Source organism: Geodermatophilus sp. SYSU D00663 (assembly GCF_054050655.1).
This window is the reverse complement of sequence record NZ_JBJGZT010000032.1, coordinates 1-20744: the sequence shown is the minus strand read 5'-3', so window position 1 is coordinate 20744 and position 20744 is coordinate 1. Positions and strand designations below refer to the sequence as shown.

At 77.0% G+C, this 20744-nt stretch carries 16 protein-coding genes; 11 read left to right on the top strand and 5 right to left on the bottom strand.

Translation table 11 applies throughout. The features are described 5' to 3' along the window. Window positions 1–51: 51 nt before the first annotated feature. Genes ACI79Z_RS20175 through ACI79Z_RS20165 form a run of 3 tightly spaced genes read left to right on the top strand, consistent with a single transcriptional unit; the run spans window position 52 to window position 3405 of the window. On the top strand, window positions 52–1809 hold the full coding sequence (locus ACI79Z_RS20175) for a sensor histidine kinase (protein ID WP_456903623.1): 1758 nt from the start codon (window positions 52–54) through the stop codon (window positions 1807–1809). Further along, window positions 1797–2444: a response regulator transcription factor gene (locus ACI79Z_RS20170; RefSeq protein ID WP_456903622.1), complete on the top strand. Its 648-nt coding sequence runs from the start codon at window positions 1797–1799 to the stop codon at window positions 2442–2444. Before ACI79Z_RS20175 ends, ACI79Z_RS20170 begins: the two co-directional genes overlap by 13 nt. A gap of 49 nt (window positions 2445–2493) precedes the next feature. Beyond that, on the top strand, window positions 2494–3405 hold the full coding sequence (locus ACI79Z_RS20165; protein WP_456903621.1) for an NAD-dependent epimerase/dehydratase family protein: 912 nt from the start codon (window positions 2494–2496) through the stop codon (window positions 3403–3405). A 3-nt stretch (window positions 3406–3408) separates the two neighbouring features. Here ACI79Z_RS20165 and ACI79Z_RS20160 read toward each other — a convergent pair whose 3' ends face one another. Next, window positions 3409–4206, bottom strand: coding sequence for a MerR family transcriptional regulator (locus ACI79Z_RS20160; RefSeq protein ID WP_387989475.1), 798 nt, complete (start codon window positions 4204–4206; stop codon window positions 3409–3411). A gap of 78 nt (window positions 4207–4284) precedes the next feature. Between ACI79Z_RS20160 and ACI79Z_RS20155 the strand changes: the two genes are divergently transcribed. After that, a complete protein-coding gene (locus tag ACI79Z_RS20155; RefSeq protein WP_456903620.1) occupies window positions 4285–4638 on the top strand; it encodes a nuclear transport factor 2 family protein in 354 nt (117 codons plus the stop codon). Window positions 4639–4655: 17 nt separating this feature from the next. Here the strand turns inward: ACI79Z_RS20155 and ACI79Z_RS20150 are convergent, their stop codons facing one another. Then, window positions 4656–5306, bottom strand: coding sequence for a GntR family transcriptional regulator (locus tag ACI79Z_RS20150; RefSeq protein ID WP_387989480.1), 651 nt, complete (start codon window positions 5304–5306; stop codon window positions 4656–4658). 193 nt (window positions 5307–5499) lie between these two features. Here ACI79Z_RS20150 and ACI79Z_RS20145 point away from each other — a divergent pair, with 193 nt between their 5' ends. Then, window positions 5500–6243, top strand: a complete 744-nt coding sequence (locus ACI79Z_RS20145; RefSeq protein WP_387989483.1) for an alpha/beta fold hydrolase — start codon at window positions 5500–5502, stop codon at window positions 6241–6243. A 151-nt stretch (window positions 6244–6394) separates the two neighbouring features. Further along, window positions 6395–8056, top strand: a complete 1662-nt coding sequence (locus tag ACI79Z_RS20140) for an FAD-dependent oxidoreductase (RefSeq protein ID WP_456903619.1) — start codon at window positions 6395–6397, stop codon at window positions 8054–8056. 13 nt (window positions 8057–8069) lie between these two features. On the opposite strand, the gene ACI79Z_RS20135 is transcribed toward ACI79Z_RS20140, so the two are convergent. The 3 genes from ACI79Z_RS20135 to ACI79Z_RS20125 all read right to left on the bottom strand — a co-directional run bounded on the left by ACI79Z_RS20135 (window position 8070) and on the right by ACI79Z_RS20125 (window position 14915). Continuing rightward, on the bottom strand, window positions 8070–9203 hold the full coding sequence (locus ACI79Z_RS20135) for a flavin-containing monooxygenase (RefSeq protein WP_456903618.1): 1134 nt from the start codon (window positions 9201–9203) through the stop codon (window positions 8070–8072). A 198-nt stretch (window positions 9204–9401) separates the two neighbouring features. Beyond that, the gene (locus ACI79Z_RS20130) at window positions 9402–12110 is read right to left on the bottom strand and encodes an AAA family ATPase (RefSeq protein WP_456903617.1); all 2709 of its coding nucleotides are present in this window, start codon (window positions 12108–12110) and stop codon (window positions 9402–9404) included. A gap of 81 nt (window positions 12111–12191) precedes the next feature. After that, complete coding sequence (locus tag ACI79Z_RS20125; RefSeq protein ID WP_456903616.1) at window positions 12192–14915, bottom strand: AAA family ATPase; 2724 nt, start codon at window positions 14913–14915, stop codon at window positions 12192–12194. A gap of 174 nt (window positions 14916–15089) precedes the next feature. Here ACI79Z_RS20125 and ACI79Z_RS20120 point away from each other — a divergent pair, with 174 nt between their 5' ends. The 5 genes from ACI79Z_RS20120 to ACI79Z_RS20100 all read left to right on the top strand — a co-directional run bounded on the left by ACI79Z_RS20120 (window position 15090) and on the right by ACI79Z_RS20100 (window position 20632). Then, on the top strand, window positions 15090–16622 hold the full coding sequence (locus ACI79Z_RS20120; RefSeq protein WP_456903615.1) for an MFS transporter: 1533 nt from the start codon (window positions 15090–15092) through the stop codon (window positions 16620–16622). A gap of 140 nt (window positions 16623–16762) precedes the next feature. Further along, window positions 16763–16996, top strand: a complete 234-nt coding sequence (locus ACI79Z_RS20115; RefSeq protein ID WP_387989501.1) for a heavy-metal-associated domain-containing protein — start codon at window positions 16763–16765, stop codon at window positions 16994–16996. Between the two features lie 108 nt (window positions 16997–17104). Continuing rightward, window positions 17105–17239 (top strand): hypothetical protein, encoded by a 135-nt coding sequence (locus tag ACI79Z_RS20110; protein WP_387989504.1) that lies wholly within the window; start codon window positions 17105–17107, stop codon window positions 17237–17239. Window positions 17240–17303: 64 nt separating this feature from the next. After that, the gene (locus tag ACI79Z_RS20105; RefSeq protein ID WP_456903614.1) at window positions 17304–18098 is read left to right on the top strand and encodes an ABC transporter ATP-binding protein; all 795 of its coding nucleotides are present in this window, start codon (window positions 17304–17306) and stop codon (window positions 18096–18098) included. Window positions 18099–18103: 5 nt separating this feature from the next. After that, entirely contained in the window at window positions 18104–20632 is a 2529-nt protein-coding gene (locus ACI79Z_RS20100; RefSeq protein ID WP_456903643.1) for an FtsX-like permease family protein, read from the top strand. The last annotated feature ends 112 nt before the right edge of the window (window positions 20633–20744 follow it).

Here is a 20744-nt window from a genome sequence, read left to right as displayed (position 1 = left end):
GGCCGGTGCGACGCCGCACCGGGCGCACGTCGCCGGTGCCATGCTGCACCGGTGGCGCATCGGGGCGGTGTCCGGTCGCCGCTGGCCCGGGCGCTGATGGTGGGCCTCGCGCTGATCGGCGCGTCCGGTGCCGTCGTCGCCGGCGTCGAGATCGCCCTGTTCGCCGACCGGGGTGGCGCCGGGTGGTGGCTGCTCGCCCTGTTCCCGGCCGGGGGGCTCGTCCACCTGGCCGCGGGGCTCGAGGCGTGGCGGCGCCGGCCGAGCAACCGGACCGGCCCGATCATGGTCATCGGGGCTCTCTCGTGGTTCGTGGCCGCCCTCGCCAACACCGGGACACCCGTCCTGGTGGCGGTCGGTGTCGTGCTCGCCACCACCCCGCTCGCCGTGACCGTCTGGCTGCTGCACGCCTTCCCGTCCGGCCGCCTCCGCTCGCGCACCTCCCGCCTGACGGTGGTGGGGGCCTTCGGGGTGTCCCTGGTCCTGCAGGTCCCGACCTACCTCTTCGACGCGGGTGCCAGCCCGGGCGGCGTGCTCTCCGTCGGCCACCGGGTGGACCTGCTCGCCGCCGGGACCTGGCTCCAGCGGGCCGCCGGGATGGTCGTCATGCTCATGACGGCGGGTGTGCTCGCCGGGCGGCTGCGGACCGCGACGCCCGGCCAACGGAGGGTCCTGCTGCCGCTGTACGCCTACGGGATCCTGGCCGTCCTGGCGACGCCGCTGGGTCCTCTCCTGGGTCCGTCCGCCGGTCTCTCGCCCGTGCAGGTGGTCGGGCTCCAGATCGGACTGCTCGCCGGGGTGCCCGTCGCCCTCGCGGCGGCGGTGCTGCGCGGGGGGTTCGCGAGGACCGCCGAGATCCAGGAGCTCGGTGCCTGGGTGGCCTCGCCCGCCGCCACCCCGGAGCGGCTCGCCGAGGCCCTCGGGCGGGTCCTCGGGGACCCGTCGCTGCAGGTCGTCTACGCCTCGCGCGACGGGCGCACGCTCGTGGACGGGAGCGGCGCACCGTTCGACGCGTCGGCGCTGGGCGAGCACCGCGACCTGGTCGACATCGAGCTCGGGTCGCGACGGATCGGCGCCGTCGTCTACGACACGACGGTGGTCGACGACGCCGAGCTGGTCCGCGGGGCGGGGCAGGTGGCCGCCCTCGCCATCGACCACGACCGGCTGACGGCCGAGCTGCGGGCCAGCCACGCCGACCTCCGGCAGTCGCGCGCCCGCCTCGTCGAGGCCGGCGACCGGGCGCGGCAGCGCATCGCCCAGGACCTGCACGACGGTCTGCAGGTGGAGCTCGTCCTGCTCGCCCTGGAGGCACAGCAGCTGGCGCACGTCGACGGGGCGGCCGATCTCCCCGGCGCGGCGACGCGCCTCCGTGTCGGCATCGACGGTGCCGCCCGGCACCTCCGGGGGATCGTGCACGCCCTGATGCCGGCCGCCCTCGTCGAGCGGGGCCTGACCGCGGCGATCGAGGACCTGGTCGACCGCGTGCCGCTGCCCACCCGGCTGGCGGTGGCCGAGGTCGACGGGCGCCTGCCGGCGACGGTCGAGAGGACGGCCTACTTCGTGGTCGCGGAGGCGCTGACGAACGCGGTCAAGCACGCCGCGGCCGCCACCCTGACCGTGACGCTCGAGCACGCGCCGGCGCGGCTCGTCATCGGCGTGACCGACGACGGCGTCGGCGGTGCGACCCAGGAGGGTGGGGTGGGGCTGCGCGGCCTCGCCGACCGTGTCGACGCCCTCGGTGGCCGGTTCACCGTCGACAGCCCGGCCGGCGGCGGCACCCGGCTGCTGGTGGAGCTGCCGTGCGGGTCGTGATCGGCGAGGACGAGGCGCTGTTGCGCACCGGGCTCACGCACGTGCTGCAGGCGGCCGGGTTCGACGTCGTCGCCGCGGTCGGGGACGCCCACGAGCTGGTCCGCAGCACGGAGGAGCACGCCCCCGACGTCGTCGTCACCGACATCCGGATGCCCCCCGACCGCAAGGACGCGGGCCTGCGCGCGGCGGTGAGGATCCGCCGGGAGCACCCCGGGATCGCCGTCCTCGTGCTGTCGCAGCACCTCCAGCGCGCCTACGCCGTCGAGCTGCTGGGCGACCGCTCGTCGGGCGTCGGCTACCTCCTCAAGCAGCGGATCGCCGACGTCGACACGTTCACCGACGACATCCGCCGCATCGCTGCCGGCGGCACCGTCCTCGACCCCGAGGTCGTGAGCCTCATGGTCGCCCGCGCCAGGGGGCACCACGGTGCGCTCGACCGGTTGACCCCCCGCCAGCAGCAGGTGCTCGCCCTGATGTCCGAGGGGCGGACCAACGCGTCGATCGCCCGGACCCTGTCCGTCACCGAACGGGCGGTCGTGCAGCACACGTCCCACATCTACGACGAGCTCGGCCTGGCGCCCAGCGACGACGACCACCGCCGGGTGCTGGCGGTGATCCGCTACCTCTCGTCGTGAGGGGCCCACCGACGAGCGCCGTCGTGGGCTCGCTGACAGGGTGGGCGACATGGCCCCCGTCTCTCCCGTCGTCGTGGTGACCGGTGCGAACGGCCTGGTGGGCACCGCGGTGTGCAGGGCGCTCGTCGAGCGGTCGGCGCGGGTGCGCGCCGTGGTCCGCCGCGCCGGCGGCGCGCCTGCGCTCGACGGGGTCACCGAGCACGTCGGCGACTTCGCCGACGAGTCCCTCGCCCGCGCGGTGACCCGGGGCGCCGACGCGGTCGTCACGACGGTCCACCCGATGGGCTCGCCGCGGGAGGTCCAGCACCGGGTGGGCGTCGAGGGCACGGCGGTCCTCGCCCGGGCCGCCCGCGACTCCGGCGTCGCCCGGCTGGTGCACCTCTCCACGGCGGGGGTCTACGACCGCTCGGCCGGCGTCGGGGACATCGCCGAGGACGGCCCCCTCCTGCCCGAGGGCAGCGGCGACTACCCCGACACCAAGAACGCCGCCGACGCCGCGCTGGCGCAGGTCGGCGGGCTCACGACCGTGCTGGTCCGCCCGCCGGCGGTCCTGGGCACCGGCGAGACCTCGGTGTGGAACACGCTGCGACCGCGGGGGATCCGCGACGGCGGGGACCGCCGGGCCGACCCGTCGCAGACCTGGCCCTGGGTGCACGTCGAGGACCTGGCGGCCTTCGTCGCGGACGTCGCCACCGGTGCCGTCGCGACGTCCGACGACCCGGAGCGGGGCCCCGTGGCCGGCGGCACGACCCCGGTCATCGTCGCCGGTGAGCCCGCGACGTGGCGGGACTACCTCGGCACGGTGACCGACGCGCTGGGCGTCGCCCCGGAGTGGACCGACGAGCCGGTGTGGACCGGGCAGCTGCTCACCGACCGCGCGCGGAGGTGGGGCTGGGTGCCCCGGGTCGGCCTCGCGCAGGCCCTGGAGGAGCTGCGGCGGGGCCTGACGCCGCGCGGGTGACCGTCAGCGCGCGGCCACGCGGAAGACCGGCCAGCCGATCTCGGTCCGCCAGGCCGACGGGTCGGGGGTGTCGCGCGGGCCGGCCAGGTAGGTCTCCCGCACCGGCCCGGCCACCGCGAGGGCGTTGGCCACCACCCAGGTCCCCAGCTCGCCGTAGGTGACGTCGATGTCGTGGTGCTCGCCGACGTGGGTGGTGACGGCCAGCTCGACGGCCGGCAGGGTCACCGGGTGCACGCGGCCGCTGCTCGGCGGCCGGGCCGTCGGCCGGTACACGAGCGCGTGCCCGCGGCCGGCCTCGAAGAGCGCGTTGTCGTACAGCCCTCCGGGGACGCCGGTCGGCTCGCCGACCACGGCGTCCAGCTCGGCCGTGGCGCCGGCGTACCAGGGGAGGAGCTGGTCGTGCGTCACGTCGTCCTCGACCGCGGCCACGGTCGTGGCCGGCACCGCGCGCACCTCGACGTCGAGCGGGGCCGGCTCCGGTCGCAGCAGCCGGCGCAGCGACGCCACCGCGGCCCGGGTGCGGTCCAGTTCGGACTCCAGCCGCTGCAGGTGCTCGGAGACCAGCGCGGCACGGGCGCCCGGGTCGGGGGAGCGCAGGATGCGCTGGACGTCGGACAGGGGGACGTCGAGCTCGCGCAGGCGGTGGACGACCTGGGCGGTCGGGATCTGGTCCGCGCTGTAGTAGCGGTAGCCGGTGGCCTCGTCCACGGTCGCCGGCTCGAGCAGGCCCGCGTCGTGGTACCGGCGCAGGGTGCGCACGCTGAGGTGGGTCAGCCGGGAGAACTCGCCGATCGCCAGCACCGGAGCACTGTGCACCCTCCCCCTGGGGGAGGGTCCACCGCTCGACCCTCCCCCAGGGGGAGGGTGCACCGTCGGGGCGTGACCACACCGACCGGCATCCGGCCCGACCAGCTGCCCGCGACGATCCGCGGCTTCCTCACCGCGCACCGGGCCCGGGAGGCCGACGTCGCGCTGCGCGCCTTCACCCCGACCGCGGTGGTCGTCGACGAGGGCAGGACCCACCGGGGCACCGAGGAGATCCGGCGCTTCCTGTCCGAGGCCGGCGCCGGGTTCAGCTACACCACCGAGCTCGTCGGTGCCGAGCGCGTCGACGACGCGCACTGGGTCGCCACCCACCGGCTGGAGGGCGACTTCCCCGGCGGCGTCGTCGACCTCCGCTACCGCTTCACGATGGACGGCGACCTCGTCGCGGGGCTGGTCATCGCCCCGTGACGACCGCCGTCCGGCGGTCACGCCCCGGCGCTCGGCAGGCTGTGCCAGGTGTCGTACGCGACGGCGGCCGCGCCCTCGACGTCACCGGCGGCACAGAGCCGGATCAGCTCGTCGTGCCGGGTGACCGACGCCCGGCCGCGGAGGGAGCCGAACCGCAACCGCTCCGCACGGCGCACCGTGGGCGTGAACTGCTCGAGGACGGTCGCGAGCGCCCGGTTGCCGGAGATGCGCACCAGGACGCCGTGCAGCTCGTCGTCGATCCGGAGGGCGGACTCGACGTTCCCGGAGTCGACGGCGGCGGCGAACCGGCGGTTGGCGTCGCGCATGGCGGCCAGGTCCGCCTCGGTGAGGACGGGGACGGCCTCCCGGACGGCGAGCTCGTGCATCGCCGCGACGACGTCGCGGGCGTCCCGGACCGCGCGGACGTCGAGCGGGCTCACGACCGTCGACCGACCCGGCCGGGCCAGGACCAGCCCGCTGTGCGCGAGGCGCAGCAGCGCCTCGCGGACCGGCGTCCGGCTGACGCCGAGCCAGGCGGCGAGCTCCAGGTCCCTGAGCTGCTCGCCGGGGGTGAACGTGCCGTCGACGATCGCGTCGCGCAGGCGGCGGTAGACGTCGTCGCGCAGCAGGCCGCGGTCGACCCCAGGGCTCGTCGGGGGGATCGGCACGGGTGGACCTCCTGGCGGTACCGGGCGCACGGACGGCGGGACGAGGCGGAACGAGGAAGCGCGGAAGAGACCCTTCCCGCTCGTCCGTACTGCATGCAATATATCGCATACCGGAGGCGTTCGCGGGGGACGCAGGAGAGGTGCCACCGGACGGGCGACGTCGGAGCGCCCGCCTGACCGATGAGGAGGAGCCATGACCAGCAGCACGCTCGAGACCCGCACCGCCCCGCCCACGGTGGTGCTTGTCCACGGGGCCTTCGCCGACTCGTCGAGCTGGAACGGCGTGATCGCCCGGCTCCGGCGGGACGGCCATCCGGTGATCGGGGTGGCCAACCCGCTCCGTTCGCTGCACGGCGACGCCGCGCTCCTGCGCGACGTCCTGGAGAGCGTGGACGGGCCGGTCGTCCTGGCCGGCCACTCGTACGGCGGCAGCGTGGTGAGCGAGGCGGCCGCGGGGCTCCCGCAGGTGAGGGCGCTGGTCTTCGTCGCCAGCTTCCTGCTCGACGAGGGGGAGAGCACCGGTGAACTGGCCGGGAGGTTCCCGGGCAACGAGCTGGGGTCGGCGCTGCGCCCGGTGCCCGTGCAGGGTCCCGACGGGCAGACCGTCGACGACCTCTACATCGAGCAGGAGAGGTTCCGGCCGGTCTTCGCCGCCGACGTGCCGGCGGACGTCGCCGAGCTGATGGCCGTCACGCAGCGGCCGATCACCGGCGACGCGCTCGCGGACAAGGCGACGAAGGCGGCCTGGAGGACCGTCCCGTCCTGGACCCTGGTCACGCTCCAGGACCTGGCCGTCCCGGCCGGGGCCCAGCGGTTCATGGCCGAGCGGGCGAACTCGCACACCGTCGAGGTCGATGCGTCGCACGCCGTGACCGTCTCCCGGCCCGACGTCGTCGCGCGGCTGATCGAGGAGGCCGCCCGCGCGACGGCCGCCTGATCGCAGCGGCTGACGTCAGGCCGCTCCGAGGACGCACGGAGGCCCCGTGGTCGGCGACCGCGGGGCCTCCTGCCGTGGCGGGGGCTGAGCACCCACCCCACGCGCGAACCGGCCTGCGGCACACTGCGCGGTCACCGGCGGAGGGGACGCGATGGACAGGCCCGTGCTGATGGCGGTGGACGCCGACCCGGCCGCACTGCGTCCGGTGCAGGAGGAGCTGACCAAGCGCTACGGCACCGACTACGACGTCCGCTGCCTCACCTCGGCGGAGGAGGCGCTCGGCGACCTGGCGCGGGTGCGGGCGGCGGGCGGGGAGGTGGCGCTGGTCCTCGCCGACCAGTGGATGCCCGGGATGACCGGCGTCGAGTTCCTCGACCGGGTGCGGGCGCTGCACCCGGAGGCGCGACGGTCGGTGCTGATCACCTGGCACGACCGGTCGACCGCCCCCGTGCTGCCGGTGTCGGTGCTGCGGCAGATCGACTGGGTCACCAAGCCCTGGCAGCCCGGGGACGAGCACTTCCACCAGGCGATCGGGCAGTTCCTGTACCAGTGGGCGCTGCCGAACCGGCCGCGGTTCCTGGCGGCCCGGGTGGTCGGGGAGCGCTGGACGGCGCGCTCCCACGAGATCCGGGACCTGCTCAGCCGCAACAGCGTGGCCTACGGCTTCCACGACGTGGCGTCCGAGGAGGGCCGGGCGCTGCTGCGGGAGGTGGGCCGGCCGGCCGCCCGCCTGCCGGTGGTCGTCCTCTTCGACGGACGGGTCCTCGAGGACCCGTCCGGTCTCGAGATCGCCGACGCGCTCGGCGTCAGGACCCGGCCGGACCCGCGGCCCCACGACGTCACGGTCGTCGGTGCGGGCCCCGCGGGGCTGGCCGCGGCGGTCTACGGCGCCTCCGAGGGGCTGCGCACGGTCGTGCTGGAGGCCGAGGCGATGGGTGGGCAGGCCGGCACCAGCTCGCTCATCCGCAACTACCTGGGCTTCCCCCGCGGCATCCCCGGCGCCGACCTGGCGCAGCGGGCCTACGAGCAGGCCTGGCTGCTGGGCGCGGAGTTCGTCTACGGACCGCGCGCGGTCGGCCTGGAGACCTCGGGCGACGGCCTCGTCGTCTCGCTGAGCGACGGCAGCGCCGTCACCAGCCGGGCCGTCGTCCTCGCCACCGGGGTGACCTACCGGCGGCTCGGCGTCCCGTCCCTGGACGCACTCGTCGGGGCGGGGGTCTTCTACGGCGCCGCGGCACCGGAGGCGCAGGCGATGGCGGGGGAGGAGGTGTACGTCGTCGGAGGGGCCAACTCGGCGGGGCAGGCCGCGCTGCACCTGGCCCGCTACGCCCGGCGGGTGACGCTCCTGGTGCGCGGCGCCTCACTGGCCGCGACCATGTCCGACTACCTGGTCCGCGAGATCGACGCGGCGCCCAACGTCACCGTCCGCCACGGCGCCGAGGCGGTCGGCGGCAGCGGTGAGGGGCGGCTGACCCACCTGGTGGTGCGCGACCGGGACGGCGGGGACACCGAGACGGTCCCCGCCGCGGGCCTGTTCGTGCTGATCGGGGCCGAGCCGCACACCGACTGGCTGCCCGACGCGATCGACCGGGACGGCACGGGCCACGTCCTGACCGGCGCCGACCGGCGCGGCGGCCCCGCCGGCGGTGAGGTCCGCGAGTTCGAGACCAGCGTGCCCGGCGTGTTCGCCGTCGGCGACGTCCGGCACGGGTCGGTGAAGCGGGTGGCCTCCGCGGTCGGGGAGGGCGCGGTCGCCATCCGCATGGTCCACGACCACCTCGGCCGCCTCCGAGGTCCCCACCCGGGACGGTGACGCGGGGGAGGCGTCACGCCGGCGTGACCGCCGGGATCTCGGGCTCTCCACGGCCGGGTGCGGCCTGCGGCCGCGACCCGCGCGCGTCGGCGGCCATGCGGTCGGACAGGGGGGCGGCGTCCGCGCCGACGAAGCCCAGCAGCGCCGAGCCGCGGCACGTCTGCCACGGCAACCCCAGGAAGTACAGCCCGGGCACCGCGGTGACCCCGGCGTCGTGCCGGACCTGCCCGTCGACGACCACGCCGGGCACGTGCAGCCACGAGTGGTCGCTGCGGTACCCGGTCGCCCACACGACCGCGTCGACGTCGAGGGTGGTGCCGTCGGCGAAGCGGGCGGTGCGTCCGGTGACCGCGGTGAGCCGGGGTCGCAGGTCGATGCCGCGGCGGCGCAGGTCGCGGGTGCGGGTGCCGATGACCAGGTCACCGCGGGCGCGCAGCCGGCGGGCGATGCGGGTGTGCGCGGGCACGGTGAAGAACCCGACCGTGTCCAGCCAGGTGAACAGGTCACGGCCGGCGATGCGCTGCGGCAGCTCGGTCGGCCGGGTGCCGACGGCGACGGTGACGGGCTGGGTGGCGGCGAGCTCGGCGGCGATCTGCAGGCCGGAGTTGGCGCCGCCGACGACGAGCACCCGGCCGTCGCCGGGCAGCTGGGTCGGGTTGCGGTACCCGGCGCTGTGGAGCTGCGGTACCGCCGGGTCCACCTGCTGGGCCAGAGCCGGGACGTGCGGGGTCTGGAACGGCCCGGTGGCGACGACGACCTGCTCGGCGCGCACCGTCCCGGTCGGCGTGGTCGCGGTGAAGCCGCCGTCGCCGTCGCGGTGCAACCGCAGCACCGGGGAGTTCGTCCGCACCGGCAGGGCGAAGCGCCGGGCGTAGGCGGCCAGGTAGTCGGCGACGTCGTCCTTGCTCGGGTGGGTGTCCGCGGGAGCGGGGAACGGGAGGCCGGGCAGCGAGTCGTACCGGGCGGGGCTGAACAGCCGCAGCGAGTCCCAGCGGGAGCGCCACGAGTGGCCGACCTCGGGTCCGGCGTCGAGCAGCAGGAGGTCCGCGTCGCGGCGGGCGAGGTGGTGGCCGATGGCGAGACCGGCCTGGCCGGCACCGATCACGAGCACGTCGACGGACCGGTCGGTGGGGACGGGGGTGGGCATGACGGCTCCTGGCAGGGGTGGGGGAGGGGACGGGCGGTGCGGTCAGCCGAGGCCGCGGTGAGCGTGCGCGGCGGTGCTGGTCGTGGAGGCTCCTCGGTCCGGGCTGGCTCTGCGCCGGACGCTAGGAGCGGACGGGAGGCGTCACGCCGGGAGAACCACCGGGTTCCCCGGCGTCCCCGGGAGCCGGGCAGCCGCGCGTCAGTCCAGCGGGAGGGCGGTGAGCTCGGCGCGGGAGGCCACCCCGAGCTTGCTGAACACGTTCCGCAGGTGGAAGTCGACGGTGCGCGGGCTGACGAACAACTGTGCCGCGACGTCCCGGTTGGACAGGCCCTGCCGGACCAGGGCCGTCACCTGACGTTCCTGCGCGGTCAGCTCGGTGGTCGTGGAGACGTCGCGGCGCCGCGCGGTCTCCCCGGACGCACGCAGCTCCTGCGCCGCCCGCTCGGCCCACGGGGTCGCGTCCAGCTCCTCGAACAGCGACAGCGCGGTGCGCAGGTGCTCCCGGGCGTCCACCCGGCGCCGTGCACGGCGCAGGTGCTCGCCGAGGGCCAGCTCGGTGCGGGCCCGGGCGGGCGTCCGCAGCGACGCGGCGTGCGCGTCCAGGGCACGCCGGAAGTGCTCCTCGGTGGCGTCGTCCCCGGCGAGCAGGGCGCGACCGTGCTCGACGACGGCGCGCGCGGCCGGGGCGCCGGTGCCCGCGGCGAAGTCCTCCAGCTCGCCCAGCCAGGTGCGGGCGAGGTCCTCGCGGCCGGCGCGGACCGCGGTCTCGAGCCGGTCGAGCGCGGCCATGCGGCGGTATCCGGGTGAGCTGATCTGCTCGAGGTGGTACAGGGCCGACGCCGGCTGCCGGGCGCGGAGCCCCCGTGCCCAGCGCACCAGGTCGGCGACGAGGAAGTCCGCGAGCCCGACCGGGTGCGCCTCCCGGATCGCGGTCGCCTCGGCCAGGAGGCGGTCGGCGGCGTCGTCCCCGCGCAGGGCGGCCAGCAGCCCGAGCTCGGCGGTCGGCAGCGCGGTCAGGCCGGGGTGTCCCGTGCCGGCGGTCAGCGCCAGCGCCTCGGTCGCGGCGCCGGCGGCCTGGGCCCAGTCGCCGGTGGCGATCTGGAACTGCGCCCCCCGGGTGAGGGCGTGCTCGACCATGGTGAGCGCGCCCGCGCGGCGGGCGGCGGTCAGCTGCTCGGCGTGCAGCCGGAGACCCCGCTCGTCGTCGTCGACGAGCATCGCCGCGACCCCCAGGTTGGGTTGCAGCACGTGGTCGTCGACCGGGTCGGCGTCGGTGAGGGCGAAGGCGCCGCGGAAGCACTCGGCGGCGGTGGCCCAGTCCCGGCAGGCGGTGGCGCGGAACCCGCGCAGCAGGGCGGAGGCCGCCCGCACGCGGGGCGGCGCGTCCGGTGCCGGGGGGCGGACCAGCGCGGCCGGGTCGACGTCCCGGGGCGACCGGGCACCGAAGGCGGCCAGCGAGGCGGCGAGCATCGCCAGCTCCTGCGCCATCGCCTCGTCCGCCTCGGCGGCGACCCGGGCGGCCTGCAGGACGAGGTCGTAGCCGTCGTCGAGCGAGCGGGTGTTCCACTCGATCTGCCCCTGCAGGGTCAGCAGCCGCGCCCGCACCCGCGGCTCGAGCGGCTCGGCCGCGGCCGCGGCGGCCAGCGCCGTGGCCTGGGAGGGGTGCGCCCCCAGCCAGGCCGACGACGCGGCCGTGTACAGCCGCCAGCCACGGGCCGCGCCCGCGGTGGTGAGCTCGGCGGCGCGGGCCCACGCGGCGGCCGCCGCCTCGTGGCCACCGCGGGTGGCGGCGCGCTCGGCCACGTCGTCGAGGGCGGCGACGACGGTCTCGTCCGGCCGGTCGGCGGCGGCGGCCAGGTGCCAGGCCCGGCGGTCCGCGTCGGGGCCGACCGCCGCGGCCAGGGCGCGGTGTGCCGCGCGGCGCTGCGCGCTGGTGGCGGCCCGGTAGACCGCGGAGCGCACCAGCGGGTGGTAGAGGGCGAGCACGTCCCCGTCGACGTGCAGCAGCCCGGCGCGCTCCACCTCGTCGAGGGCGTCGTCGCCGGCTCCGAGGTGCTCCGCCGCGGCCCGGACCACCGTCAGCCGGGCGGTGTCGTCGGCCGCGGCCAGCAGCAGCAACCGCTGCGCCGGCTCGCCGAGCCGCCGGTAGCGGTCCAGGAAGCCCCGCTCCACCCCACCGGTCAGCGGCAGCTGCGTGGGCAGCGGCGACCGCCCGGCCAGCTGCTCGGGGGTGAGCACCCCGGCCAGCTCGACCAGCGCCAGCGGGTTGCCGCCGGTGGCCGCCACCAGCCGGTCGCGCACCGCCGGGTCCACCGTGGCGCCGGCCCGCGTGGACAGCACCGCCTCGGCGTCCGCCCCGGCCATGCCGCCGAGGACGACGGCGGGCAGGTCGGGTGCGTCGAAGCGGCGGGCGTCGCCGTCGCGGGCGGCGAACAGCACGGCCACCCGCTCGGCCTGCAGCCGGCGGGCGACGAACAGCAGCGCCGCGGCCGAGGCGTCGTCGAGCCAGTGGGCGTCGTCGACGACGGCCAGCACGGGGGAGTCCTCGGCGGCGTCGGCGAGCAGGCTCAGCGTGCCGAGGAACGCCAGGAAGCGCTCGCCCTCACCGGCCGCCTCGCCGAGGGCGGCACCGAGCGCGGCCTGCTGGGGCGCCGGCAGCCCGGTGAGGAGCGTCCGCAGTGGCCACAGCAGCCGCTGCAGGGCGGCGAAGGCCAGCGGCGACTCCGACTCCACGCCCGAGGTGCGCAGCACCCGCATGCCCGCGGCGGCGTCCACCGCCTCGGCCAGCAGCGTCGACTTGCCGGCCCCGGCGACGCCGCGGACCACCAGCGCACCCCCGGTCCCGGCGCGTGCGCCGTCGAGCAGGGCGGCGATCCGCGCACGCTCGGCGTCCCGTCCGGCCAGCACGGCGCCGACCGTACCGAGCGCTGCGGAGCTCCCGTCGCACCGGCGAGACCGCCGGGTGGGCCCCGGCCGCCGACGCGGGCGTCAGTCGAGCGGGTGGGCGGCCAGCTCGGTGCGACTGGTGACGCCCAGCTTGGCGAACACGTTGCGCAGGTGGAAGTCGACGGTGCGCGGGCTGACGAACAGCTGCGCGGCGACGTCCCGGTTGGCCAGGCCCTGACGCACCAACCGGGCCACCTGCAGTTCCTGCGGGGTGAGGTCCACGACCGTGGACGCGTCGCGACGGCGGGCGGTCTCGCCGGACGCGCGCAGCTCCTGCCGGGCGCGCTCGGCCCACGGCTGCGCGCCGAGGTCCTCGAACGTCTCGAGGGCGGCGCGCAGGTGGGGCCGGGCGTCGACCCGGCGGCGGGAGCGGCGCAGGAAGGCGCCGTACGCCAGCTGGGTGCGGGCCCGGTCGGGCGGGCGGTCGCTCTTGGCGTGCGCGGCGAGGGCCTGCTCGAAGTGGCGCTCGGCCTCGGGGCCGTCGGTGAGCAGCGCCCGGCCGTGCTCGGCCACGGCGGAGGCCCAGGCGGAGCCGGTGGCCTCGGCGAAGCCGGCCAGCTCCTCCACCCAGGCGTGAGCCGGGTGCGGCCGCCCGGCCCGCACGGCGGCCTCGATGCGGTCCGTGGCGGCCAGCCGGCGGGTCATCGGATGGCGGATCTGCTCCAGCTGGTGCAGCGCGGCGGCCGGATCGGCCGCGTCGCGCACGCCACGGGCCCACCGCAGCACGTCGGGCACCACCTCGGCCAGGATGCCGAGCGCGTGATCGGCGCAGATCCGCTCCGCGTCGGCGAGGTACCGGTCCACCGCCCCGTCGCTCCGCAGCGCGGCCAGCAACGCCAGCCACGCGGTCGGCAGGGCGGCCAACCCCCGGTGCCCGGACTGGTCGGCCAATGGCAGCGCCTCGGCGGCCGCGGCGCGGGCCGCGGTCCACCGCCCGGTGGCCACCTCCGCGAAGCCGAGCCGGGCCAGCGAGTAGAGGATCATCAGCACGGCGCCGGTGCTGCGCGCCCGGGTCAGCAGCTGCTCGTGGTAGCGCCGGGTCAACGCGTCGTCGCCCAGGTACATCGCGGCGATGCCCAGGTTGGGCAGCAGGTCCAGGTCCTCCTCGGCCAGGTGCTCGGCGAGGGCGAAGGCCTCCTCCAGCGGCGGCATCGCCCCCTGCCAGTCGCCGTGGACGGCGGCGTCGAGGCCGTGCAGCAGGTCGGAGAAGCACCGGGCGCGCACCGGCGCGTCGGGCTCGGGGCGGGGGACCAGGGCCGGAGGGGCGACGGCGCTGCCGGAGCGCGCACCGAACGCGGCCAGCGCCGCGGCGAACATGGCCATCTCCCGCGCACGCTGCGCGTCGTGCGGCGCCACCTCGGCGGCGGCCTGGAGCACCATCCGCTGCCCGGCGTGCAGCGAGCCGGTGTTCCACTCGATGCGCGCCCGGAGCCGGAGGACGTCCGCGAGCAGCAGCGCGTCACGCGCCTGCGCCGCGGCGGCGTCGACCAGCGCCCGGGCCCGGGCGGGTCGGGCGGCCAGCCAGGCGGAGCGGGCGGCGGCGTAGAGCCGCTCGGCCTGGGCGTTCCCGGCCGGTGAGAGCTCGGCGGCGCGTTCCCAGGCGGACGCGGCCGCCTCCAGACCTCCTCGCGCCCGGGCCCGCTCGGCGGCGGCGTCGAGCTCGGCGACCACGGCCTCGTCCGGCTCCTCGACGGCGGCGGCGAGGTGCCAGGCGCGCCGGTCGGCCTCGTCAGGGCCGGTCAGCACGGCCGCCAGGGCTCGATGGGCCCGTCGGCGCTCGGTGCTGGTGGCGGCGCCGTACACCGCCGAGCGCACCAGCGGGTGCCGGAGGTCGACGGCGGCGTCGCGGACCTGGAGCAGCCCCGAGCGCTCGGCCACCTGCAGTGCGTCCTCACCGGCTCCCAGGGAGGCGGCCGCCTGCCGCACCACCCGCGTCTGACCGGAGTCGTCGGCGGCCGTGACCAGCAGAACCGTCCGGGCCTGCTCCGGCAGCCGCCGGTAGCGGTCGAGGAAGGCCCGCTCCACGCCCTCGGTCAGCGGCAGCCGGGTCGGCAACCGCACCCGGCCGGACAGCTGCTCCGGCGTCAGGGCCCCGGCGAGCTCCACGAGCGCCAGGGGGTTGCCGCCGGTGCTCGCGACCAGCGCGTCGCGCACCTCCGGGGGGACGGGGACCCCGGCGCGGGCGGAGAGCAGGTCACCGGCGGCCTGGGCGTCGAGGGCCCCGACGGCGAGGCGGGGCAGGTCACCACTGTCGAAGGTGCGCACGTCGGCGTCGCGGGCGGTGAACAGGAGGGCGACCCGCTCCACCTGGAGTCGCCGGGCCACGAACAGCAGCGCCGCGGCGGACGCGTCGTCGAGCCAGTGGGCGTCGTCGACGACGGCGAGCACCGGGCGGCGCTGCCCGGCGTCGGCGAGGACGTTCAACGCGGCCAGGAAGACCAGGAAGCGGTCGCCGGGGCCGTCGTCGACCTCACCGAAGGCCGCCCGCAGCGCCCGGGCCTGCGGCTGCGGCAGGTGGTGCGCACAGTCGGCCACGACCGGGCGCAGCAGACGGTGGAGCGCGGCGAACGCCAGCGGGGACTCCGACTCCAGACCCTGCGTGCGGAGCACCGTCATGCCGTCGGCCCGGGCCACCGTGTCGCGCAACAACGCCGACTTGCCCACGCCCGGGTGTCCGACCAGCACCAGCGCCCCGCCCCGGCCGGCCCACGCCTCGTCCACCAGTGCGGCGATGGCTGCCCGCTCGGAGTCCCTGCCGGAGAGCACGCCGAGACCCTAGTGCGCCACCGGACGGAACCGAGCCGCCTTCCCCGCGCGGTTCCCGGCCGGACGGGTCGTCGCCCGCGGGCAGGCCATCCCGGCGGAACCACCGGCGCGACCGGACTCCGCCACGCCGGACGGTGGCGGCACACCCGGACCTGCCTCCCGAGGAGGGAACCCGTGACGACCCACTCCGCCGCCGGACCGGCGGCGCCCGCCGACCCGCACCCGTCAGCCCACCCGACCGTGCCCACCGTCGACGAGCCGCGCCGGCCGTGGACCGTCTTCGGTCTGATGATCACCGCGCAGGTGATGGTGATCCTCGACGTCTCCGTGGTGAACGTCGCACTGCCGTCGATCAGCCGCGGTCTGCACCTCTCGGCCGCGGACTACCAGTGGACCGTCAGCGCCTACGTGCTGCTCTCCGGCGGCCTGCTCCTGCTCGGCGGTCGCATCGCGGACCTGATCGACCGCCGGGGGGCGTTCCTCACCGGCGTCGGCCTGTTCACCGCCGCCTCCCTGACCAGCGCGCTCGCCCAGGCCCCGTGGATGCTGGTCGTCTCCCGCGCCGCGCAGGGAGCCGGCGCCGCGCTGCTCACCCCCGCGGCGCTGTCGATCGTCATGACCGCCTACGCCGGCAGGCAGCGGCAGACGGCGCTCGCCGTGTGGGGCACCGTCGGCAGCCTCGGCATCGCCGCCGGCGTGCTGTTCGGCGGGGCGCTGACCAGCGCACTGGGCTGGCGGGCGGTGTTCTTCGTCAACGTGCCGATCGGCGTCGCCGTCGTCCTCGGCACCCTGCGCGCCGTGGCCCGGGGCGCCTCCCGGGCGGGGGCGCTGCGCCGGCTCGACGTGCCGGGCGCGCTGACCCTGGTGGGCGGGCTGCTGGCCCTGGTGTCCGGCATCGAGGCCACCCGCTCGGCCGGCTGGACGGCGCCCCGCACCTGGCTCGCGCTGGCCGCCGCCGCGGTGCTGCTGACCGCCTTCGCCCGGCTCGAGCGCCGCACCACCGATCCCCTCGTGCCCCCGGCGACCTGGCGCATCCGGTCGCTGGTCTCCGCGTCGGCGGTCATGGCCGGCGTCACCGGCGTGGTGGTCGGCGCCGTCTTCCTGACCTCGCTGTACCTGCAGGACGTCGTCGGAGCCTCGCCGGTCGTGGCCGGCCTGGAGTTCCTGCCCCTGGCCGGCGCGATCACCCTCGCCGCCACCGCCGCGTCGAAGGTGGTCGGCCGGGTCGGTGCCCGCACGCTGGTCCTCGGCGGCCTGGTCGTCATGGCCGGCGGCGCGCTCCTTCTGGCCGCGAACGCCGGCGGCACCTCCTACGCCGCCGACGTGCTGCCCGGCCTCCTGCTCGTCGGCGCGGGCGTGGGGCCGATGTTCGTGGCGATCGCGGTCGCCGCGATGGGCGACGTGCCGGGCGAGAGCTCCGGCGTGGCTAGCGGGCTGATGATGACCGGACACGAGATCGGCGCGGCCCTCGGCGTCGCCGGGCTCACCGCCGTCGCCGGTGACCTCGCCACCTCCGCCGGTCTGGTCGACGGCTACGGGCGCGCATTCGCTGCCGCCGCCGGTGTCCTGGTCGCCCTGTTCGTCCTCACCGCACTCGCCGTGCCCGGCGGCCGGCCGGCCGCCGCAGCCGCCGGCCACGGCGCCCACGGCCACGGCCACGGCCCCCACGGCCACGGCGCCCAGGGCCACGGCGCCCACGGCCACTGAGCCACCCGGCGCTCCCGGCCTCCTGGCGAACCCGGCCTCCTGGCGAACCCGGCGTGGAACCCGGCGGTTTCCCCGGTGAGAGCGACCCACCCCCACGCCGACTCTCGTCCCCGACCCCACCACCACCCCGAGGAGTCCCCGTGCTGTCCAACACGCCCCGCACCTTCGTCGGCTCGACCACCTTCACCGTCACCGGCATGACCTGCGCGCACTGCCAGCGGGCGGTCACCGAGGAGATCTCCGGCGTGGCCGGCGTCCGGTCGGTCACCGTCGACCTGGCCAGCGGCACCGTCACCGTCACTGCCGACCGCCCGGTCGACCGCGCCGACATCGCCGCCGCCGTCGACGAGGCCGGCTACGCCCTCGTCCCGTAGCCCTCATCGCCACCCCGCTGTCCGGGTCGTCCACCGGCACTCCGGCCCCACGACCCGGGCAGCGGCGTCCGGAGTCCACCGTCCGCCACCGCTTGCCAGGAGCCCGCCATGACCTCCACCCACGAGCACCTCACTCGCTCGCGCCAGCAGGAACTGATCCGCGAGGCCGAGCACGCCCGGCTGGTCCGCTGCCTGCGCCCGGCCCGGCCCTGGCGACGCCCCCGCCCGTGCCCCTGCGCCTGACCGCCGCCTCCACCACCTCGACCCGCTTGCCGCCCCCGACGACCCGCTCCTCCCGGGAGAGACGATGACCGTCACCGACACGCAGCCCGCCCCGCCCCCGACCCGGCCCGTGATCGCCGCCCGCGCGGTCGACGTGGTCAAGACCCACGGCCGTGGCGAGGCCGCCGTCCGCGCCCTCGACTCGGCCAGCGTCACCATCCCTGCTGGGGACTTCACCGCCGTCATGGGACCGTCCGGGTCGGGCAAGTCCACCCTGATCCACACCCTCGCCGGCCTGGACGACATCGACTCCGGCCAGGTGTTCGTCGGCGACACCGACCTGGGCGCGCTGTCCGAGCGCGGCCGCACCCTGCTGCGCCGCGAGCGGCTGGGCTTCGTGTTCCAGGCGTTCAACCTCATCCCGGCGCTGACCGCGGCGGAGAACATCGCGCTGCCGCTGACCCTGGCCGGCAAGCGGCCGGATCCGGCGTGGACGGACGAGCTCGTGCACATGCTCGGCCTCCGGACCCGGCTCGACCACCGCCCGGCCCAGTTGTCCGGTGGCCAGCAGCAGCGGGTCGCCGTCGGCCGGGCCCTGATCGCCCGCCCGGAGCTGGTGTTCGCCGACGAGCCGACCGGCAACCTCGACTCCCGCGCCGGCGCCGCGCTGCTGACGTTCCTGCGTGACGCCACCCGCAGCTTCGGCCAGACGATCGTCATGGTCACCCACGACCCGGTCGCCGCCGCCTACGCCGACCGGGTGGTCTTCCTCGCCGACGGCCGGATCGTCGACGAGCTCACCGGCCCCACCGCCGAGACCGTGCTGGCCCGCCTCGCCCGCCTCGACGTCTCCCGCCGCGACGAGCCGGTGGGGGCGTGATCGCGATGTGGCGCCTGTCCTGGTCCAACGCGCTCGCGCACCGCTCCCGGCTGACGCTGACGTGGCTCGCCGTCGCGCTCGGCGTCGCGTTCGCCGTCGGCAGCCTGGTGCTCACCGACACCAGCACCCGCCTGCTCGACGAGCAGTTCCGCACCACCGCCGCCGGGGTGGACCTCACCGTCCGGGATGCGGCCGCCTTCGACGCCGCGATGGGCGTGGAGGTGGCGCGCGACCCGCTGCCGGCCGACCTGGCCGACCGGATCGCCGCCGTCGCCGGCGTCGACCGGATCCGCCCGGTGGCCTCCGGACCGGGGCAGCTGCAGGTCCGCGGCACCGCCGTGGAACCCGCCGGGCCGACGATCCTCGGCACCTGGGCCGAGGCCCCGTTCACCGCCTACGAGCTCAGGTCCGGGCACGCCCCCCGTGCGGCCGACGAGGTCGTCCTGGACGCCGCCACCGCCGATGAGCAGGGCATCGCCCTCGGTGACACGGTCACCGTCTCGGCCACCGCGACCCGGCAGCTGCGCGTGGTCGGGCTGACCGGCGTCGGCGACCGCGACGGGCTGGCCAACAGCACCGTGGTGCTCGTCGACCTGCCCACCGCCCAGACGCTGCTCGACCTCGGTACCGGCCTCACCTCGGTCGACGTGATCGCCGCCGACGGTGTTGCCGTGACCGACCTGCGCGGCGACCTCGCCGCCGCGCTCGGCGCGCAGTACGCCGTCACCGGCGGCCAGGACGCCGCCGCCGCCAGCGCCGACGCGGCGAAGGAGAGCATCGGCTACCTGCGCATCGTGCTCCTCGCGCTCGCCGCCGCCGGGCTGGTGGTCGGGGCGTTCCTGATCGCCAACACCTTCGCCATCGTGCTCACCCAGCGGGCCCGGGAACTGGCGTTGCTGCGTGCCGCCGGGGCCACCGGCCGGCAGGTGTTCGGCTCGGTGCTCGGCGAGGCGTTGCTGGTCGGCCTCACCGGCGCGGCCGGCGGCACCGCGGCCGGCATCGGTGCCGCGCACGCGCTGCGCGGCCTCGCCCGGGGCGCCGGACTGGCGCTGCCCGACGGCCCGCTCACCGTCACCGCCCGCACGCTGGTCGTCGGTCTGGCCGCGGGCACGCTGATCACGCTGCTGGCGGCGCTCGGCCCGGCCCGCCGCGCCGCCCGCACCGCGCCGGTCGAGGCGATGCGGGCCGCCGCGCCGGCGCCCGCCGGTCCGCGGCGGGGCCGTCTGGTCACCGGCTGGGTGCTGCTCGGCCTGGGCCTGGTGCAGCTGGTCGCGGCCGCGCTGCTGGGCAACGTCACCGGCGTCGGCCTCGGCGCGGTGCCGCTGCTGGCCGCGCTGGTCGTGCTCGCTCCCGTGCTCGCGCCACGGCTGGCCCGCGCGGTCGGCCGACCGCTCGACGGGCTGGGCGTGCCCGGGCGGCTGGCCCGGGAGTCCACCGTGCGCGACCCGCGGCGCACCGCGGCCACCGCGACGGCCCTCGCCCTGGGCCTGGCGCTGATCGCGTTCGTCACGGTGGTCGGCAGCTCGGTGAAGGCGATCGGCGCCAGCTCGGGCGAGGCGATCACCGCCGACCTGCTGGTGCAGAGCAGCGGCGACGAGATGCTCGGTGGGCTCTCCCCGGAGGTCGCCGCGCGCGTCGCCGCCCGACCGGAGGTCGCCGCGACCTCCCCGGTCCGTTTCGGCCACTGGCTGGACGCCGGGACGACCAGCGCGCTCACCGCGGTCGACCCGGCAACCCTCCCGTCGGTCGCCGACGTCGAGATGGCCGCCGGCAGTCTGGCGGCGCTCGACGGCGGGGGGATCGTGCTCGCTGCCGACGTCGCCGCCGAGCGTGGCCTGTCCGTCGGCGACACCCTGGCGATGACCTTCTCGCGCGACGGCGAACAACTGCTGCCGGTCGTCGGGCTGATGGCCGACGACTCGGCCCGGGCGCTGTCCACCAGCTACGTGCTCTCCCTCGGCACCTACGCCGCGCACTACAGCGAGAACGTCGACGCCACCGTCTACGTCGCCCTCGCCGACGGGGTCGACCCGGGCGAGGCGCGGACGGCGGTGGAGGCCGCGGTTGCCGACTTCCCGAACGCCGAGGTCCTCGACCAGGCCGAGGCCGCCGCCGACCGCGCCGCCGCCGTCGACCAGGTGCTCGGGCTGATCACCGTGCTGCTCGGGTTCGCGGTGCTGATCGCGCTGCTGGGCATCACCAACACCCTGGCGCTGTCCATCGTCGAGCGGACCCGGGAGATCGGACTGCTGCGGGCGGTCGGTATGACACGGGCGCAGCTGTCGTGGATGGTCCGCGCCGAGGCGCTGCTCATCGCCGCGGTCGCCGTGGTCACCGGCGTCGCCCTCGGTCTGGGGTTGGCGGCGGCCACCCTGGCCGGACTGTCCGCGGACGAGCCCCTGGTCATCGAGGTGCCCGTCGGACAGGTGGTGGCCGTCGTCGCCGCCGCAGTCCTCGCCGGTCTGGTCGCCGGGCTCGTGCCCGCCCGACGCGCCGCCCGGCTCGACGTGCTCACCGCGATCGCCACCCAGTGACTCGGCGCGGGGGGGCCCCCCCCCCCCGGCCCGCCCCCCCCCCCCCGCCCCCCCCCACCCCCCCCCCCCCCCCCCCCCCCCCCCCCCCCCCCCCCCCCCCAAAAACACCCCC

Coding starts and splice junctions, on each gene's coding strand:
- ACI79Z_RS20105 (WP_456903614.1), top strand. CDS start 17,304: ATGACCGTCACCGACACGCAGCCCGCCCCGCCCCCGACCCGGCCCGTG.
- ACI79Z_RS20145 (WP_387989483.1), top strand. CDS start 5,500: ATGACCAGCAGCACGCTCGAGACCCGCACCGCCCCGCCCACGGTGGTG.
- ACI79Z_RS20140 (WP_456903619.1), top strand. CDS start 6,395: ATGGACAGGCCCGTGCTGATGGCGGTGGACGCCGACCCGGCCGCACTG.
- ACI79Z_RS20110 (WP_387989504.1), top strand. CDS start 17,105: ATGACCTCCACCCACGAGCACCTCACTCGCTCGCGCCAGCAGGAACTG.
- ACI79Z_RS20165 (WP_456903621.1), top strand. CDS start 2,494: ATGGCCCCCGTCTCTCCCGTCGTCGTGGTGACCGGTGCGAACGGCCTG.
- ACI79Z_RS20135 (WP_456903618.1), bottom strand. CDS start 9,203: ATGCCCACCCCCGTCCCCACCGACCGGTCCGTCGACGTGCTCGTGATC.
- ACI79Z_RS20100 (WP_456903643.1), top strand. CDS start 18,104: ATGTGGCGCCTGTCCTGGTCCAACGCGCTCGCGCACCGCTCCCGGCTG.